Source organism: Actinoalloteichus sp. AHMU CJ021, from assembly GCF_002895405.1.
Lineage (GTDB): Bacteria > Actinomycetota > Actinomycetes > Mycobacteriales > Pseudonocardiaceae > Actinoalloteichus_B > Actinoalloteichus_B caeruleus.
Window position 1 is genome coordinate 3,921,364 of sequence record NZ_CP025990.1, and the last position, 13,681, is coordinate 3,935,044.

General features: G+C 74.6%; 12 protein-coding genes. 7 read left to right on the plus strand and 5 right to left on the minus strand.

Annotated features, from left to right (window positions below):
* Nucleotides 1-293 precede the first annotated feature (293 nt).
* From C1701_RS17025 to C1701_RS17030, 3 genes are all read right to left on the minus strand, one after another.
* The gene (locus C1701_RS17025; RefSeq protein WP_103056231.1) at nucleotides 294-755 is read right to left on the minus strand and encodes a hypothetical protein; all 462 of its coding nucleotides are present in this window, start codon (nucleotides 753-755) and stop codon (nucleotides 294-296) included.
* Between the two features lie 713 nt (nucleotides 756-1,468).
* Entirely contained in the window at nucleotides 1,469-2,017 is a 549-nt protein-coding gene (locus C1701_RS28175) for an AarF/UbiB family protein (protein WP_443098162.1), read from the minus strand.
* A complete protein-coding gene (locus C1701_RS17030; RefSeq protein WP_443098163.1) occupies nucleotides 1,912-2,466 on the minus strand; it encodes an AarF/UbiB family protein in 555 nt (184 codons plus the stop codon). Before C1701_RS17030 ends, C1701_RS28175 begins: the two co-directional genes overlap by 106 nt.
* Nucleotides 2,467-3,477: 1,011 nt before the next feature.
* Between C1701_RS17030 and C1701_RS17040 the strand changes: the two genes are divergently transcribed.
* A complete protein-coding gene (locus C1701_RS17040) occupies nucleotides 3,478-3,819 on the plus strand; it encodes a hypothetical protein (protein ID WP_337661773.1) in 342 nt (113 codons plus the stop codon).
* A 78-nt stretch (nucleotides 3,820-3,897) separates the two neighbouring features.
* On the opposite strand, the gene C1701_RS17045 is transcribed toward C1701_RS17040, so the two are convergent.
* Nucleotides 3,898-4,458 (minus strand): anthrone oxygenase family protein, encoded by a 561-nt coding sequence (locus tag C1701_RS17045; RefSeq protein WP_337661774.1) that lies wholly within the window; start codon nucleotides 4,456-4,458, stop codon nucleotides 3,898-3,900.
* Between the two features lie 1,275 nt (nucleotides 4,459-5,733).
* On the opposite strand from C1701_RS17045, the gene C1701_RS17050 reads away from it, so the two are divergent.
* From C1701_RS17050 to C1701_RS17075, 6 genes are all read left to right on the plus strand, one after another.
* Entirely contained in the window at nucleotides 5,734-6,969 is a 1,236-nt protein-coding gene (locus C1701_RS17050; protein WP_337661775.1) for a hypothetical protein, read from the plus strand.
* Between the two features lie 11 nt (nucleotides 6,970-6,980).
* Nucleotides 6,981-7,460, plus strand: a complete 480-nt coding sequence (locus C1701_RS17055) for a hypothetical protein (RefSeq protein ID WP_103056232.1) — start codon at nucleotides 6,981-6,983, stop codon at nucleotides 7,458-7,460.
* Between the two features lie 438 nt (nucleotides 7,461-7,898).
* Nucleotides 7,899-8,471, plus strand: a complete 573-nt coding sequence (locus C1701_RS17060) for a hypothetical protein (protein WP_103056233.1) — start codon at nucleotides 7,899-7,901, stop codon at nucleotides 8,469-8,471.
* Entirely contained in the window at nucleotides 8,468-9,406 is a 939-nt protein-coding gene (locus C1701_RS17065) for an ABC transporter ATP-binding protein (protein WP_103056234.1), read from the plus strand. Before C1701_RS17060 ends, C1701_RS17065 begins: the two co-directional genes overlap by 4 nt.
* Before the next feature lie 7 nt (nucleotides 9,407-9,413).
* Nucleotides 9,414-10,589, plus strand: a complete 1,176-nt coding sequence (locus C1701_RS17070) for an ABC transporter permease (RefSeq protein ID WP_030106612.1) — start codon at nucleotides 9,414-9,416, stop codon at nucleotides 10,587-10,589.
* Nucleotides 10,586-11,755: an ABC transporter permease gene (locus C1701_RS17075; RefSeq protein ID WP_103056235.1), complete on the plus strand. Its 1,170-nt coding sequence runs from the start codon at nucleotides 10,586-10,588 to the stop codon at nucleotides 11,753-11,755. The genes C1701_RS17070 and C1701_RS17075 overlap by 4 nt, the downstream gene beginning before the upstream one ends.
* A 410-nt stretch (nucleotides 11,756-12,165) precedes the next feature.
* Here C1701_RS17075 and C1701_RS17080 read toward each other — a convergent pair whose 3' ends face one another.
* Nucleotides 12,166-13,446 carry a helix-turn-helix domain-containing protein gene (locus tag C1701_RS17080; RefSeq protein ID WP_337661776.1) on the minus strand — a complete coding sequence of 427 codons (1,281 nt, stop codon included), beginning with the start codon at nucleotides 13,444-13,446 and terminating at the stop codon, nucleotides 12,166-12,168.
* Nucleotides 13,447-13,681: the final 235 nt, after the last annotated feature.

Here is a 13,681-nt window from a genome sequence, read left to right on the forward strand (position 1 = left end):
TGACCGACACCCGTCCGAACCCGGCGACCGTGAACGGGCGCACCTGATCGTCTCGCGGGTGCCGGAACATTCCGCCGGCGCGTCGCGTTTACTCGCGACGTGACTTCTGTACAGCGGCGGGCCAGGGTCCGCGGTACCCGACGGGCGCCCACCCGCCGCGCCTCGGGCCGCGGGCTGAACCGGCGACGGGCCGGCCGGTGGGCCGGAACCGCGTGGGGGGGGGCTCCCGGCCGGAGGTCACGCTTCCGGTGCCCTCGGGCAGGGAGCTCGCGCTCCGCCGGCCCGGCTGGCGGTCAGGGGGCGAGCAGCACGCTGGTCGTGGCCGCGGCGAAGAGCACCACCGCGAGGAGCAGCGCACTCCGCCACGGCACGTCCACGGTTCGGGTGATCGGCCGCTCCGGACGGCCTCTGGCCGCCTTCCTGGCCTGTTCGGCGGCCTCGGCGACCGCGTTCTGGAGGCGTCGGCCGCTCAGGCTCGACCGACGGGCACCGCGAGCGCGACGTCGCGGTCCGGGCCGAGTCGCCCCGCAACCCGGCACACCCGCGCGACCCGAAGCGGCCGTTCGGGCGAGTCGTCCACCCGCAGCCGACCCGCCGGCCCGCGACGGCAGGGTACGTGCCCGCACCGGTCCCCAGCACAGGGCACCGCCCGGGCTCCACATCAGGCAGGGGAGGTCGGCCGGGTCCTCCGGTCCGGCCGGGTGGAAGGGAGGACCCGCCGGGCCGAGGTCGGGATCGACGGCACCCCGAGGCATGGTGAGCGGGCTACCTCCGACCCACGCGACCCCGGTGCGCACCGCCGGGCGAGCCGCCCGCCCGGCGACGTGACCACCGGGGCGGCGTGACGACCGCCGACAGCCACTCCCCACGAGCCGAGGCCGGTCGAACTCCCCGTGGGAGGCCGGAGTGGTCCGTGGGACGGAGGGCGGCGGCGCGGCTGGCTGGGACGGGCATGTTCGGGCTCGAGCGGGGTCTGCGCGAGTTCGCGTCGTTCTGCCACCAACTCCGGTGGGATCCACCGGCCTCCGCCGGCGGGGAGGTCCGGGTGGCGGCGGCGGGCGGCGACGCGGACGACTACGAACCCTGGTGCCGCCCGCTGCGTCTCCTGGCCGCCGGGCGGATCGCCGAGGCGCGGGAGGCCGCGTGCCGCGTGCCGGAGTCGCCTCAGGACCTGTTCCTTGAGGCCCGGTTGTGCCTGCGGGCGGTGTCGGCGTCGCTGCTGGCGGACCGGGAGACCTCGGACCGCCCGCCATCTCGACGGCGGCTCGCTGGGCGTTGTCGAGCTCCGTGGCCGACCGCCACGACTCCAACACGCGGAAGTCCGAGTAGACGACCAGCGGCACCACCAGGAGCCCGAACACCACGGGGACCGCGAGCGACCTCCACGACGTCGTGGGGTCGACGACCACCAGCGTGACCGCGACGACGCCGAGGCACACGAGCCCCGTCACCGCGGCGGTGATGACCGTCAGGTGGCGCCGCGAACGTCCCACGCCGAGGTCGGCCACGGCGATGCCCGGCACCGCGAGCCAGAGCAGCCCGGCGCTGGCTCCCCAGGCACCCTGCGCGGAGTCCTGCCCGACCGACATGGTGAACGCGCCCCCGCAGACGCCGAGCCCCACCGCGACCGCGAGCGACGGACCGGACAACCCGACCGGCACCCGAGCGGTCGGGGAGCGGAGCGCGCGGCGCACGCAGGCCGCGTGGAGGGCCGCGAAGGACGCGGCTCCGAACAGCAGGACCTGAAGGCCAGGACGTCCTCGGCCGCGAGCTCCGTCCTCGGCCCCAGGAAGCGTTCGGCCCGCAGGAACCGCAGTAATTCGTCCGGGTCGTCGCCGAGGGCCAGCCGGAGCAGCACGCCGAAGGTCGGCGGCGGCCCACCGGGGAGGCGCGCGACCGCGCCGAAGTCGATCACGATGAGGCGTCCGTCGCCGTCGAGCATGAAGTTGCCGGGGTGCGGGTCGGCGTGGAGGAGACCCACCTGGTGCGGCGCGGAGAAGTTGAACAGCGACAGCAGCGTCCCCGCGTGGTCCCGGTCGTCCTGGGAGCCGTCGCGGATGATGCCGGCCAGTCCCGTTCCCTCGACCCACTCGGTGACCAGCGCCCGGGGCGCGCTCGCGAGCACGCGGGGGACGCGGACTCGACCCACTCGGTGACCAGCGCCCGGGGCGCGCTCGCGAGCACGCGGGGGACGCGGACGTTCGGGTCGTCGGTGTAGGCCTTGACGAACCGGCGTTGGGCGTCGGCCTCCACCCGGTAGTCGAGTTCCTCGGACATCCGTTCCTGAAGTTCGGTGAGCAGCGGTTTCACCTCGGTGCCGGGCACGATGCCCTGGATGAGGCGGCTGAACCTCTGGAGCTGGCGCAGGTCGGACATCAGGGCCTCGCCGGCCCCCGGGTACTGGACCTTCACCGCGACCTCCCGACCGTCGTGCCAGGTCGCCCGGTGCACCTGACCGATGCTCACCGCCTCGGGACCGATCGCCAGTGTGATCGGACTGCCGGGCGGTACGGACTCGCGGAGAACCAGTCCGTACCGAGACAGGCCCCTGAGCGCCCACACACGATGACACGTTCCGTGCCTTCAGTCCCGAACGAACCAATCCCCCAATCGTCCGCCCGCGCCTCCTCGCGAACCGTCGACACCACCCACCCACCCCCGGTCAGGCGTCGGTTGTCCGCCGTGACCGGACGCCCTCGTTCCGTCCTGCTCTGACGACACCACGGTGGTCGACCGGTGGCCCCGTGAGGAACATCGACCTCAGTGGAGGGGGGCGCGGGCAGTGGATGTGAACGAGCGAGAGGTGCCAGGCCGGCTTCCTCACGAACGCGGAACACCACACCGCCGGGGCGGCCTGACCGTGCCCACCCGATTCGACATCCAACTACCGTGGCCGGCCCGAACCCGGAAACCCCTCCTTGGGATAGCGGGCCAACCAGGCTTAACGACGCTGGCCCTTCCAGTCCATTGCGTGACAGCGTGGAGGCGAACTGCCCACCGTCACCCCCACCACGGGCATTGCGGATGGCATTGCCCACCGCCCACACCGTGGGAGAATGAGGACAGTGTCCTCGGCACGCCAGCGATGTGAGCGTGCCCGATTCGGAACGTCCGGGACCCGGGGACACCATGGTCGGCCTGATCAGTCCGAAGACCGAGGCAACGACGGCTCCACCGCCGCTGCGGTGTCCTCCGCTATGGCGCACGCCTGCTCGAGGGTTCCCGCGTACCGTCACCGACCTCGGAGACCAGTACTTCAGTTCGAGTGATCGGACGTTCAAGGAGTCGTTGAACCGCAGCGCTCGTAGCGCGGCGTGGCGCCTGATCCGCGAGCAGGAGGGCATTGACGACGTGGCGTGAGCGAGCTGGCATGCCGCCGGGGTTTTCGTCGAATCGGTGGACTCGCGATCAGGCTCGGGAGATCATGAGCTGCGAAGGGTCAGTCGGTGGAGTACGACCTTCGGAGGGGGAAGCCGCGTGGCGGGCACTGTCGGCGGTCGGTATGAGCTGCGCGACGAGATCGGCTCCGGCGGCATGGGCACGGTCTGGCGAGCATTCGATGTCGTGCTTGACCGCGAAGTGGCGGTCAAGCGAATCAACCCGCGGGTCATCGGCAGTGGGGAAGGGGTGCGGGAAGTCGCGAAACGCTTCCAGAGAGAAGCTCGCGTTACCGCCCGCATCCTGCATCACGGAGTCCCGCAGGTCTACGACGCCGGGCTCGACAGCGGGGTCGCGTTCCCGGCGGTGGGCCGGCAGCTGACCGTGGACGAGAACACCAGCACCTTCGTCCCCTACCCGGCGGTGCCCGCCTCCCCCTGACCGGGGTGGGGTGGCTCGCGGTCAGGGGTGGGGCGGTCAGTGGCGGCCAGTTCGGGGTGAGGCGGACGGCGGCGGCGGTCAGTCGAGGGCGAGGCCCAGTGCCAGGCAGGCGACGGCGGCGGTGGCGGTCACCGAACGGACGACGTTGGCGCGGGTCCAGCGGCGTTCGAAGGCGCGGCGGGCGGTGCTGGCGGTTCCCCCGGTGGCGGCGAGCGCGGTGTTCAGCGGCACGTTGACGGCGCCGGTGACGGCGACGGTGGTGAGGCTGAGGGCGAGTCCGGCGAGCGGCCAGGGCAGGGCGGTTCCGCCTCCGGAGGTGAGGTGGGTGGCGGCGGCGAGGGCGGCGAGGAGCGGGGTGCCGAGGAAGGGCAGGAGGAACCACGGGTTGGGGATGACCTCGTTGATCCGTCGCATCACCCGCACGAAGGTGTCGTCGTCGACGCGGCGCAGCGCGGGCATCACCCCGTAGGCGAATCCGGTGAACAGCCCGGCGACGAGCCCGCCGGTGATGGTGGCGGCGACGAGGGCGCCCGCGGGACATGGGGGTGCGCGGGGACGTGCCAGGGCCTGGGGGACGGCGTGGGACGTGCCGGGACGACCAGCCCGTGCTGAGGGACGCCACTGGACCAGCGTCGGCACCTCGTGACGAGCCCTGCCCAACGCAAGCCGCCGCCGAGGTCGTGGTGAGCGCCGACCGGTGAGTTCCCGGTGGAGCCGAACCGCCTCATCCGCCCGCGCGGCACCGAACCCGGGCTGGCAAGGAGGGTGGCCGCCGGCCTCGCTCGCCCCTCCTTGCGAACGAGGCCGGATCACCACGCACCCGGCGCGGGAGCGGTGATGGCCGATCAGGGGCGTTCCCGCACCTCCCACGCCCGGCTCGCGCCAGGCGCTCGAAGGCACCCCCGGCACCCGCCGCCGGCTCGCCTCCGCTCACCCGAGGGTGTGGCTGCCGGGGGGCGGCCAGTGCTGCCCCCGGCAGCCCCGCCCCACCCACTCGCTCAGTCGCCGGGCGGTCCGCACCTTCCCCGCCCGACCGGAGATGACACCTCTCAGGCGGCGCGGAGGTGGTCGGCGACGAGCCGGCCGAGCCGGGCGTGACCACGCGGGGTGAGGTGCACCCGGTCCGGCGCGATCAGTCCTTCCCCATGCCCGAGCCGCTGCCGCCGGGGTGGGCGCCCGGGACGGCCACGGGGAGCTGACCGCCGCCGAGGACGCCCCGGTTCCCCGTGCGGGGAACGCGCACCCGGGGTGTCCTCTCCGGTAGCCGACGCCACCGGTGGCGTCGATCGACATCGACGGTCGGGGCGATCGTCGGGAGCCACGATGGCGTTCCGCCTGCTCCGCCGGGCCGTCCTCCGCCCGGCGGGCGCTCCCTCGTCCGCGCCGTCCGGCGCGCGTGCGTGTTCGCCGACCGGGAGTCCAGCCGAGACCGGGTCCGGACGAACCGAGGAGCCCGCACCGTCGGCACGGCCAACGCATGACGAGCCGCGTTCTCGACGTGCTCGCTTCGAGGTGGAAGTCCGGTGCCCGTCAAGGGCCTGGCCGAGGACCACCTGACCAGCGAGCCAGCGAAGCCAGCCAACCCGGCGGCCCGGCGGCCCGTCGGACGGCGGCGTCCGGGGTGGCCGGCGGCGTCCCGCGCCGGCCGCGCCGTCGACCTGGCCGTTCCTGGCCCGTCCCGGAAGTGGCCGGACCGCTCCTCGCGCAGCGCCCGTGCGGTGGCCGTGCTCGCCGCACCGGCCGGTTCGGGCGCCCGCCCCGGCCGCTTCCGGCCGGGACACCCGCACCCCCGTGGGACCGCGTCGGGGGAGGGGGCCGGCGTTCCGGCAGTCGGGGGACGAGTACCGCGAACACCTCACATCGGACCCCGCGCACTCGATACACTCCCGCGCACGGCCAGCGGAGGAGCCAGCAGTGTCGGAGGACAACGCCCTCCTGCGCACCGCGCGGGAAGGCGCCCAGTCGCCCTCGTCGCCCGGCGAGTCGATGACGAGGCAGGAACTCGCGGACGCGGTGAACGTCCAGGTGAACCGCCTCAGCGGGGGACGCCACATCACCCCGGTGAACGCCAACCACATCGGCAAGTGGGAGCGGGGCGTGATCCGGTGGCCGGCCGCCCACTACCGCGCCGCGCTGCGCGACGTCCTCGGGGCCGCCACCGACCGGGAACTCGGGTTCACCCGGCCCGCCAGGGCACGGCGGTTATCCCCAGGCCCCACCACCGCCCCGCCCGAAGCGGACCACTCCCCACCCGCGTCGCACCGTCGGGCCGCCGTCGGGGGGAACGCCCGGGACCTGCTCGCCTCCCTCGCCGGCCCCACCGCCCACTACCGCCGGATGGAGCAGACGGTGTCCTCGGCCAGCCTCGGCCCGGCCGCCGAGGCGCACCTGACCCTCGCCGGCGAGGTCGTCCGCACCCGGTGCCGCACCCCCGAGGGCTACACCGTCCTGTCCGAGATCGCCGGCCTCTGCGCCTGGCTCGCCGCCGACCGGGGAGACGTCGACACCGCGCGGCGGCACTACGCGCGGGCGGTGCGGCACGCCGAACGGGCGGACAACCCGCTGCTGGTCGCCTACATGGTCGGCTCCCTCGGCCAGTACGTGGTGGAGACCGGCCAGCCCCGGGACGGGGTGGCCCTGTTGGACCGCGCCACCACCCAGCTCGGCGCGTCGTCCCCACCGGTCGCCCGGTCCTGGCTCTCCTCGCTGCACGCCGTCGGCCACGCGGCCCTGGGCGACCGCAGGGCGACTGCGGTGGCGCTGCGGCGTGCCGAACGGGACGCCGGCAGCGGCCGGGTGGAACCGGTGTGGCCCTGGGTGTTCGCCTTCGACGACGCCAGGGCGGCCCGCCACCGGGCGACCGCGCTGGCCCGCCTCGGGGACACCCGGGGCGCGATGGGTGCCCTCGCGGCGGCGGCACCCGCCCTGACCGCACCCAAACCCCGGGCCCTGGCGCAGCTCGACCAGGCCAGTGCCCTGGCCAGCGCGGGCCGGTGGGAGGAGAGCGACCGGCTGGCCGCCGAAGCGCTGCGCGTCGGGCGGGACCTGGGCAGCGAACGCATCCTGGTCCGGGTCCGTGCCCTCCACACGGCCCTGCCCCGCCGTGGCGGCGCCACGGCCCTCAACGAGGAGCTGACCGTGACCGACTGACGGGAGGACCGATGACCTGCTTGGCCATCACCGGGCACCGAGGACTCGGCCCGGACACCGAGGAACTCGTGGCCACCGAGCTGCGGCGCACCCTCGCCAAGCGAGCCGACGAGCCGCTGGTGGGGATGTCGTGCGTCGCCGACGGGGCGGACACGCTCTTCGCCCGGTCCGTCCTCGACGCCGGCGGGTCACTGGTCGTCGTCGTCCCGGCCGCCCAGTACCGCGACAGCCTGCCCGCCGGGCACCGCCCCGTCTACGACGCCCTGCTGGCCAGGGCCACCGACGTGGTGCGGCTGGGTTACCAGCGTTCCACCTCGGAGTCCCACATGCGGGCGGGGGTGCGGATGGTGGAGGAGGCCGACGAACTGGTGGCCGTGTGGGACGGGGAACCAGCGCGGGGCTACGGGGGAACGGCCGACGTGGTCCGGGCTGCCCGGGAACGCGGGGTGCCCGTCACGGTCGTCTGGCCCGAGGGAGCCCACCGCGACTGACCGTTCCGGGAGCCATCCGGTGGCCCGGGCCCCGCGACGGCGTGGCCCGGCGTTTCCGCTGGCCCTGTTCCTGACGCTGGCACCCCTCCGGTGGACCGTGCCCGGTGTGTCGGGGAGCCGCCGGCCGAACGGTCCGCCAGGCCTCCCACACGGGGGTGTCGTGCCCCACCGGCGGGAACTCCACGGCTCGGCGGCACACGCCCGGGACCTCCAGCTCGCGGCCCGCCGGCCTGGGCCAGGGAACGGCCGTGGCCGGTCCGGAACCGGACCGCCCCTCCCGGGCGGCCGGGCGGTCCCCCGTCTCCCGCGTCCCCCATCCCGAACCCCTTCGCCGCCGGATCCGGCGGCGAACACCACGACCACGCGTCACGGCACCAGACCACTTCGGTCCCGTGGCGATGGCCGTGGTCTTCCCACCACCACAGGAGGAGCCGCGTGATGTCCCTCGCACCACCACCGCAGGGCGTGCTCGTCGACCCGGGCGGGTCCACCCCCGGAACGCTCGACGCCGCCGACCCGGGCGGCGAACCCACCGCGTTAGCCCGCCCGCTCACGGACGCGCCCGAGGGAGCGGCCAGCGGGATCAGCGACCACCCCGACGGCGACCCGGTCGGGGGCCTCACCCCGCCCGAGTTCAACACCCCGACCGGTTTCCCGGGCGCCCGCGCCGTCGCCGTCCGCACCGGGGAGACCCCGAACCGCGCGGACGACGCGGTCCGGGGCACCCACCCGCGCGGGTGGGTGCGGCACCCCGCCCCGATCCACCACCGGCCCGACGCGCACCGGCCCAGCCGGCCACGCGTGACGGGCGGCGCGGGCACCCCCGCGTCCTCGAAGGAGCGGGACGGCGACCCGGTGGACGACAGGGTGCCGGACGAGGAGACCACCCACACCGACGCCCACGACCTCCAGGCCGGTAACGGCCCGGACCGGCAGCTGTCCCGGGGCGACCTCGCCCCGGCCGGCGCCCCGGTCGGGATCGGTGGCCGCGCGCAGGAGGCCGGCCAGTGACGGATGCCCTGGTCTGCCAGGACCTGACCAAGCGGTTCGACCACCACCTGGCCGTCGACTCGATCAGCCTCACCATCGCCCGCGGCGAGGCCTACGGCCTGCTCGGGCCCAACGGAGCCGGGAAGACCACCACCATCTCCATGCTCTCCGGGCTGCTGCGTCCCGACGCCGGCAGCGTCCACGTCGCCGGCCACGCCCTCGCCCAGGACCCGAGGGCCGCCAAAGCCCGCATCGGGTACGTGCCGCAGGAGATCGCCCTCTACCCGGAACTGACCGGACGGGAGAACCTCCGCTACTTCGGACGCCTCTACGGCCTGGCCCGCCGGGCACTCCAGAACCGCATCGCGGAGGTCCTCGACCTGGTGGGGCTCACCGGCCGCGCCGACGACAAGGTCGGCGACTACTCGGGTGGCATGCAACGGCGCATCAACATCGGAGCCGCCCTGCTCCACGAACCCACCCTCCTCATCCTCGACGAGCCCACCGTCGGCGTCGACCCGCAGAGCCGCAACGCCATCCTGGAAGGGGTCGACGAGCTGGTCGCCGGGGGCATGAGCCTGCTCTACACCTCCCACTACATGGAGGAGGTGGAACGGGTGTGCCAGCGGGTCGGCATCATCGACAAGGGCCGGCTGGTGGCCGAGGGCACCAAACGGGAACTGGTGTCCCGGCTGGGCACCTCCGACCGGGTCGAACTGGTGCTCGACGGGGACCTGACCGCCGCCGCCGACAAACTCCGGGCCGTCGCCGGGGTCACCGAGGCGGTGCCCACCGGGACGTCCAGCCTCCGCCTGCTCGCCGAGGGCAGCAGACACCTGCTGCCCACCTTCATCGGCGCGGTCGAGGGGGTGGCCACGATCACCGGCGTCGAGATCACCGAGCCCGACCTCGAGGCCGCCTTCCTGCACCTGACCGGCAGCACCCTCCGGGACTGAACGGGACATGATCAGATCACTTCTCGTGGTGAGCGGCCACGAACTCCGCTCCCGGCTCCGCGACGGCACGGCCCTGCTGCTCGCCCTGGTCGCCCCCGTCGCCCTGGCCTCCCTGTTCGGTCTCGCGCTCGGAGGTGAGGACCCGCCGCTGCGCGCGTCGATCGGCATCGTCGACCTCGACGGCGGCGAGTTCCCCACCAGCGTCCGGCGTGAGGCGCTGGCCACCGACGAACTCCGGGACGTCCTCACGCTGCGCGACTACGACGACGAGGACCAGGCCGGCGTGGCCGTCGACGACGGCGAGATCGGCGCGGCGATCGTCTTCCCCCCGGGCTTCAGCGACAGCGTGGGAGCGGGCGAGGGCGGCGAGGTCACCGTGCTCACCTCCGACTCGACCCCGCTGGCCGGGGTGATCGCCAACAGCATGGTGGACCAGATCTCCGCGCTCGTCGAGGCCAGGACCCTGGCCGTGCGGGCCTCCCTGGACGCCGGTGTTCCGGCCGACGAGGTGCGGCTCTTCGTGGAGGAGAACGGTGCCGCCGGCCCCACCCTCACCCTCGACGCCGACCCGATGGCCGGCGGCAAGGTCGACGGCGCCGTCCACTACGCGTCGGGGATGGCGGTGCTCTTCGCCTACCTGGTGGTCGCGACCTCAACCCGCGGCCTGCTCACCGACCGGCAGTTGGGCACGCTCAGCCGGCTGCGGGTCGCCCCGGTGCCCCGGTGGACACCGGTCGTCGGCAAGGGGATCGTCGGTTTCCTGCTCGCCATGACCAGCGTCTGCGCCACCTGGGCCTCCTCGGTGCTGTTCTTCGGGTTGAGCTGGGGGGACCCGCTGGCCGTGCTGGCGCTGTGCGGGGCGCACGTGCTCGCCGCCACCGCGATCACCATGCTCGTCGCCGGCAACGCCAGGACCGACGCCCAGGCCGACGGGTACAACCTGGGCATCGCCTTCGCCTCCGGGATCCTCGGCGGCAGCCTCGTCCCCCTCCACGCCCTGCCGGACTTCCTCCAGGCACTCGCCCTGTTCACCCCCAACGGGTGGACGTCGACCGGGCTGGCCGGCCTCGCCGCCGGCGGTGACCTCGCCTCCGTGGCCGGCCCGATCGGTGTGGTCTGCCTGATCGCCGTCGTCGCCGGGAGCCTGGCGGCCCTCCGGTTCCGGAAAGGACTCCTCGGATGAGCCCGTCCCGTCGGCGACCCCGGCCGATCCTGGCCCTGGTGGCGGCGAACCTGCGACGCCAGGCCCGGGACCGCACCGGCCTGTTCTTCATGCTCGTCATGCCCTTCGTGACCATCGCCTTCGTCGGTCTCGCCCTCGGCGGCGGGTCGGACGGGGGGACCCGGCTGCCCGTGGGGGTGGTCGCCGGGAACGACGACCCGGTCGCGGCTGCCGTGCTGGAGGAGCTGGCGGCCAGCCCGAACCTCGACGTGGAACGCCGGGACACCGAGGAGGAGGTGCGGGCCGGCGTCCGGGAGGGACGCCTGGCCGTGGGCCTGCTCATCCCACCGGGCTCCACCGAGCTGGAACTCGTCATGACCCAGACCAACGGCACCGGCATGGCCGCCCGTGGCGCCGTCGACGTCGCCGTGGGCCGGGTCTCGGCCGTCCTGGAGGCCACCCGCGCCGCCGAGGCGGCCGGGGCCACCCCCGAGGAGGCCGCCGCGTCCGTGCGGGCCGCCCGGGAGGACCTGGCCGGGGTGGAGGCCCGCGCCCCCGACGACGCCGGCCAGGGAACGGACCCGAGGGGGTTCGCCTACACCGCGCCGGCGAACCTCGTGCTGTTCACCTTCATCAACTCGATGGCGGTGGCCGCCGCGCTGGTCGAGACCCGCCGGCTGGGCATGGTCCGCCGCTCACTGGCCGCCCCCGTCCGGCCGAGCACCGTGCTGGCGGGGGAGGCGTTGAGCCGGCTGGTGGTGGCGGTGGGGCAGGCCCTGCTCATCATCGTCGTCAGCGCCCTGATGTTCGACGTCTCCTGGGGCGACCCGCTGGGCGTCGCCGTGGTGGTGGGTGCCTTCTGCCTGGTGGCCACCGGGGCCGCCATGCTGGTCGGCAGCCTGGTCCGCTCCCCGTCCCAGGCCCCGGCGATCGGCCCGCCGGTCGGGATCGTGCTCGGGATGCTCGGCGGGTGCCTGTGGCCGCGTGAGGTGGCCGGGGAGACCCTCACCACCATCGGCTACCTGTTCCCGCACGCCTGGGCGATGGACGGCCTGCTGACCCTCGCCCGCCCCGGGCAGGGCGCGGGCGAGGTGCTGGTGGAGACGGCCGTGCTGTTGGGGATGGCGGCGGTGCTGCTGGTGGTCTCCCTGGTGGTGTTCCGTCGCCGGGCCATGACGTTGCGCTGACCGGTCCCGCTGGTCGGGGCGGTCGGGGCGGCGCGCCCACCGCCCCGACCGGCGCCGGCGGAACCACCACCCCGCCGCCCCGCCACCCCGTGAGCAAGGGGGCCGCCGCCTCCGACGGCCCCCAGAAGTCCTGACCGGCGTTCCGAGGGTGCCGCGAGGACGAGGGGGAACGAGGTCGGCGGCACACCCTGACGGTCGATCGCACCCACCGGCGCGCTGGTCCGATCGCCGCCGTGCCGGGGGCGCGAACACCGGGAACGCTGGTGCTGCCGTCGCCGCCGGCCACATCGGCCACCCGGGCACCAGCACGGTCCGGCGAGCTCCCACCCACGACCGACCGTCCCGCCCGCCATCCGTCGACCCGGGAATCGGGAGGACGGGGGGCAGGGGTCCGCGCCGAGCCGTCGCCCTCAGGCCGCGACGCCCATGCGGTGGGCCATCCCCCTTGCCTCCCGTGCGGCGGGCTCGGCGAGCCGGCGGCCCAGAACGAAACGCACGGCCTCCCGCACCAGGGGATTGTTCCTGGTCAGCTGCGGCGCGAGTTCCTCGGCGCGGCGAAGCACCCGGACCCCCCGCTCCCGGGTCCGGCCCGCCCGGACAAGGGAACGGCCGTAGTCGGAGTAGAACTGCGCCTGCCGGCCCCGGTCGGGCAGCGTGCCCGGGTCGACACCCTCGGCGAGCCTTTCCACCAGGGTGTGCTCCCCGAGTTCCGCCGCGATCGAGACCCGCCAGAACGTGACGTTGGTGCGGCCGAACCACAGGTAGCCGAAACGTCCGGCGTCGGAGGAGAGCCGGTTCGCCACCACCTCCGCCTCGTGGAGGTGGTCGGCGGCACCTCGGGCGTCGGCGAGGGTCGCGTGCGCGAACGCCGCCGTCAGGTGCAGCTGCCCCGCCGCCTGCGCCACCCGGTGGTCGGACATCTCGTCCGCGAGCAGATCCAGCCAGCGGCCCGCCTGCCGGATCTGACGTTCCCGCCCCACTCCGCCGATCATGTGCGTGCGAACCCACAGCGCGTGCGCGGTGTGCTCGGGCCGGCCCAGGCGCTCGGCGACGCCCATGAGCCGGTCGGCCGCCACCCACGCCAGGGGGCGGACCCCGGTGTTCTTCGCGATGACCGCCGCCGCGTGGTAGCAGTCGGCCAGCGCGACCAGGGCGTCGGTGCGATGTGGCGAGGACGCACGGCCCGCTGTCACGAGAAGTTCCTCGACGAGCCGGGGAAGCAGGTACCCCTGGGCCGCGTAGTCGGCGCGGGGCCGCAGGTCGGAGTTCAGCCGGCGCACGTCGGCCGCCACCTCGCCCCACGGCCGGACGGGCCGGTCCGGGACGTCACCCACGCGGTGGTCGGCCAGCACGGCGGCGAGGTCCTCGGTGACCGCACGCGCCTCGGCGGCGACCGGGTCGGGTGCGGACCAGGCGAGCGGCCCGCTGATCTCGGACGGGGCGACCCGCAGGGCGGCGGCGAGGGCTTCCAGCGTGGACCGGCGTTCCACCGGACGCGTGCCGGTCTCGATGTGGGAGAGGTAGGACTTGGTGAAACCGGACAGGTCGGCGAGGACCTGCTGCGACATCCCCCGGGCGTGGCGCAGGGCGCGAATCCGCCGCCCCAGGTGTTCGGTGTTGTCCATCATGGTCCTCCTCGGCGGCGGGACCGCCCACGACACCTCGCCCTGCTCGTCCCTGGCTTCCAGCACGTGCCTCGTCCTGGGGGTATCGCGCGGGGAAGTGGCTCCGTCGCTCAGTGTAGCGGCGGGCGGGGGTGCCAGCGTGCGAGCGGACGGGGCCCGCTCCGCTGTGGACAGGGGCTCGCAGGGCCTGGTCGCCGCCTGGCCGTGACCGGCCGCCGCCGGAGCAGGGCCGGCAGGCGCCGGCGGGGCCAGCGGTCGGCCCGACCCCCCCAGCTCCGGTCGGCCCGTGCCCCTGCATCCT